This is a genomic window from Streptomyces racemochromogenes, from assembly GCF_044129415.1.
Taxonomy (GTDB): domain Bacteria; phylum Actinomycetota; class Actinomycetes; order Streptomycetales; family Streptomycetaceae; genus Streptomyces; species Streptomyces racemochromogenes_A.
Window position 1 is genome coordinate 1 of record NZ_JBBDHD010000250.1, and the last position, 4,259, is coordinate 4,259.

2 protein-coding genes, 1 tRNA gene and 1 rRNA gene are annotated in these 4,259 nt (G+C 72.2%); 1 reads left to right on the forward strand and 3 read right to left on the reverse strand.

From position 1 onward, the window contains the following. The coding region (locus WDV06_RS36375) for a HAMP domain-containing protein (RefSeq protein ID WP_395514082.1) at window positions 1-1,250 on the reverse strand (1,250 nt) is incomplete at its 3' end. Window positions 1,251-1,478: 228 nt separating this feature from the next. Here WDV06_RS36375 and WDV06_RS36380 point away from each other — a divergent pair. Next, entirely contained in the window at window positions 1,479-4,001 is a 2,523-nt protein-coding gene (locus tag WDV06_RS36380; protein ID WP_395514083.1) for a SpoIIE family protein phosphatase, read from the forward strand. Between the two features lie 102 nt (window positions 4,002-4,103). Here the strand turns inward: WDV06_RS36380 and WDV06_RS36385 are convergent. Both WDV06_RS36385 and rrf read right to left on the reverse strand, forming a co-directional pair. Further along, window positions 4,104-4,179: transfer RNA gene (locus WDV06_RS36385), tRNA-Thr, on the reverse strand. 5 nt (window positions 4,180-4,184) lie between these two features. Then, window positions 4,185-4,259 (reverse strand): 5S ribosomal RNA (gene rrf, locus WDV06_RS36390); the annotation flags it as partial.

Below are 4,259 nucleotides of genomic sequence, written 5' to 3' on the forward strand. Positions count from 1 at the left end.
GTCACCTGCGCGATGTTCCGCACCTGTGTGGTCAGGTTCCGGAAGACCGTGTTCACCGAGTCGGTGAGGTCCTTCCAGGTGCCCGCCGCACCCGGCACCTGGGCCTGGCCGCCCAGCGTGCCCTTCGCGCCGACCTCACTGGCCACGCGCGTGACCTCGTCCGCGAAGGTCCGCAGGGTCTCCGTCATCTGATTGATCGTTTCGGCCAGCTGCGCGACCTCTCCGCGCGCGCTGACCCGGACCTTCTGCGACAGGTCGCCGTTGGCGACGGCCGTCGTGACCTGCGCGATCCCGCGCACCTGGGCCGTGAGGTTGCCCGCCATCGTGTTGACGGAGTCGGTCAGGTCCTTCCAGACGCCCGCGACCCCGGGCACCTTCGCCTGACCGCCCAGCTCGCCCTCGGTACCCACCTCGCGAGCGACCCGGGTCACCTCCGAGGAGAAGGAGGACAGCTGGTCCACCATCGTGTTCACGGTGTTCTTCAGCTGGAGCATCTCGCCGGCCACGTGCACCGTGACCTTGCGCGACAGGTCGCCCTTGGCCACCGCCGTCGTGACGAGCGCGATGTCCCGCACCTGGGCGGTGAGCCGGTAGGCCATGGTGTTGACCGAGTCGGTCAGGTCCTTCCACGAACCCGACATCCCGCGCACCTGGGCCTGACCGCCCAGCTTCCCCTCGGTACCGACCTCCAGCGCCACCCGCGTCACCTCGTCGGTGAACGCGGACAGCTGGTCGACCAGGTTGTTGACCGTACGCCCGACCTTCAGGAACTCCCCGCGCAGCGGGTGCCCGATCCCGTCCGGGGCCTGCGTCCGCAGGTCCATCCGCTGGTCCAGGTCGCCCTCGGCCACCGCCGACAGCACCCGCCCCACCTCGGACACCGGCCGGGCCAGATCGTCCACCAGCTGGTTCGAGGCGTCGATCGCCGCAGCCCAGGAGCCCTCGCAGGCACCGGTCTCCAGCCGCTCGCTCAGCTTGCCCTCGCGGCCCACCATGCGCCGGACCCGCGACAGCTCCCCGGTCAGGTGCAGGTTCCGGTCGGCGACCTCGTTGTAGACGGCGGCGATCTCCGCCATCACGCCCTCGCCGGACACCGTCAGCCGCTTGCGGAAGTTCCCGTCCCGCATCGAGACCAGGGCCGTGAGCAGCCGGTTCAGTGCGGCGGTATCGACTTCCGTCGTCCCGTTCCGCCGGGACCTGCCCCCCTTGGGGCGCGTTCCCGTACGCCGCACCGCTGCGCCTGACTCCACCGTGTCCCTCCCGAAAGGGTCGACCGCTGTTCCACCGGATCCCCGACTGTCCAAGAGCCGGCTCTCCAAGCCTGCCCAGTGTTTCACCCCGGCCGAACCCGGCCATAACACTTCGGCACCTTCGCACACGCTCCGCACCCTGCGGGTGGAATACCGGACGACGGCCTCACGGCGACCGCGAAGGTAAGTAACCTGGCATCCGATGTCCCACCGCGTCGAAGGAGACTCGTGATCACGGCACGGGCGGCTGCCAGTTTCACCCCGCAAGGGCGGTCGGTCGCCGCTGCCCGCGCGTTCGTCCGCGACACCCTCCAAGGCTGGGGCTTCGCGGACATCGTCGACGACGCGGTGGTGCTGACCAGCGAGCTCGTCACCAACGCCGTCGTCCACGCCGGAACCGAGGCCGAGGTCCTGTGCCTGCGCACCGAGGGCGGCGTACGCGTCGAGATCGCCGACCGGTACCCCGAGCGCGAGCTCCCCCTGCGCCACCCCGACGAGCGCCCGTACGCGGACCCGGACCGCGAGAACGGCCGCGGCCTGATGCTCTGCGCCGCCCTCGCCACCCGCTGGGGCGTCGAGTACACCGCCACCCACAAGCACGTCTGGTTCCGCCTGGACCTCCCGGACCGTCCGGTCGGTACCCGCTCGGCCGGCCCGGTCGTCCCGGACCAGTTCCTGCCCCTGGCCGACAGCCGGGTCCGCGTCCCCGTCATCCAGATCGACGCCGCCGACTCGATCTCCGCCTGGAACGAGGACGCCGAGCACGTCTTCGGATACGCCGCAGAGAAGGTCCTCGGCCGCCCCCTCGCGGAACTCGCCGCCTGGCCCCAGACCCCCGGCACCGGCACCGGCATCGCCGAGGCCCTGCGCCTGTCCCGCTGGGAGGGCAGCTACGGCATCCGCGGAGCCGACGGCCGCGTCATCCCCGTCTACGCCTCCCACCTGCGGGTCCGCGACGCACACGGCGAACCGTCCATCGTCTGCCTCCTCGTCCACGACGACGAGCGCGCCCTCCTCCAGACCCCGGTACGGACGGCGCCCGCCGACGGCCAGCTCTCCGAGCCCCGCCCCGCGGACCCCTTCGAGGTGTTCATCGGCTCCCCCGCCCCCGACGATCTCGAAGGCCTGCTCCAGCGCACCGTCGAACGGGCCCGCGACATGCTCGACGCCGACGCCGCGTTCCTGCTGCTGGCCACGGACGACGAGACCGAGCTGGAGGTCCGCGCCACCACGGGCCTGCCCTCCACCCGGCAGCGCTTCGCCCGCGTCCCCGTCGAGGCCGGCACCAGCCGCTACGGCTCCGCCCGCCTGCCCGCCGTCCACGACGACCTCTCCGCGGTCCCCGGGGCCGTACCGCTCCTGGAGTCCACCGGCATGCGCTCGGTCGTCACCGTCCCCCTCAAGGTGGAGGGCCGGCTCACCGGCTCCCTGGGCATCGCCGCCGAGCTCCCCGGCCGCTACTCGAATGAGGAGGCGCTGCGCCTCCAGTTCGCCGCGGACCGCATCGCGCTCGCCGTGGAGTCCGCGCGCCTCGGCGAACTGGAACGGCTGCGCCGCGGCTCCCTGTCCTTCCTCGTCGAGGCCTCCGACCTGCTGGCCGGCACCCTCGACCGGGACCAGACCCTTGCGCTGATGGCCCAGATGACGGTCCCGACGCTGGCCACCTGGTGCGCCGTCTACACGATCGCCGACCCGACTTCCGATCCCTACCTCGCCTACGTCCTCCACGAGGACGAGGAGCGCATCGACGGCCTCAAGGAGCTGCTGTCGCGGGTCGCCCCGCCCGAGCCCGTCCGCGAGGCCGGCGCCCGCCCCTGGCCGGCGACGGCCGCCGCGGTCGGCGGCGAGACCGTCGTCCTGCCCCTTCTGGCCCGCAACCGGGTCATCGGCATGCTCACCCTGGGCAAGCCCAGCGAGGAGCACTTCCGCCGGGAGATCCTCGAACTGGCCGACGACCTGTCGCGCCGGGCCGCCCTGGCCCTGGACAACGCCCGCCTCTACTCGGAGCGCACCGCCATCAGCCGCTCCCTCCAGCGCAGCCTGCTGCCGCCCGGCTCCCCCGCCATCCCCGGGATGGAGGTCGAGGTCATCTACCGCGCGGCCGGCGAGGGCAACGAGGTGGGCGGCGACTTCTACGACGTCTTCCCGATCCGCGACGGCGCGTACGGCTTCGCCATCGGCGACGTCTGCGGTACGGGCCCGGAGGCGGCCGCGGTCACCGGACTGGCACGCCACGCGCTGCGCCTGCTGGCCCGGGAGGGCCTGGGCGGCCCGGCCGTCCTGGAGCGGCTGAACGCGGCCATCCTCGACGAGGGGGCCCGCAGCCGGTTCCTGACCCTCCTCTACGGGGAGCTCCACCCGCAGCCGGACGGCGGCGCCCTGATGAAGGTGGTCTGCGCCGGCCATCCGCTCCCGCTGCGCCTACGCCCGGACGGCGAGGTCAGCGCGGCGGCGGAACCGCAGCCGCTCCTGGGCGTCCTGGACGACCTGGAACTCTACGAGCAGACGCTGTCCCTGGACCCGGGCGATGTCCTCCTGTGCGTCACGGACGGCGTGACGGAGCGCCGTGAGGGCACCCGCATGCTCGGCGACGACGGCCTGGCCGACGTCCTGACCACGTGTACGGGCCTCACGGCGGGCGCGGTCGCCGCCCGCGTCCTGCGGGCGGTGGAACGCTTCGCGGCGGAACCCGCCTCGGACGACATGGCGATCCTGGCCTTCCGCGTCCCGCACCCCCGGGAAGGCGCGTAACCCGCTCCACTCCGGCCCGGGCCACGCCCCGGGCCGGCTCTTCCTCGCCGCTTCCCCGGAAACGCAAAAAGGCCCCCGCCAAGAGGCGGGGGCCTTTTCTGTTGGAGCCCTTTAACGGAATCGAACCGTTGACCTTCTCCTTACCATGGAGACGCTCTACCGACTGAGCTAAAAGGGCGGGTTGTTCGGCGGCGTCCTACTCTCCCACAGGGTCCCCCCTGCAGTACCATCGGCGCTGAAAGGCTTAGCTTCCGGGTT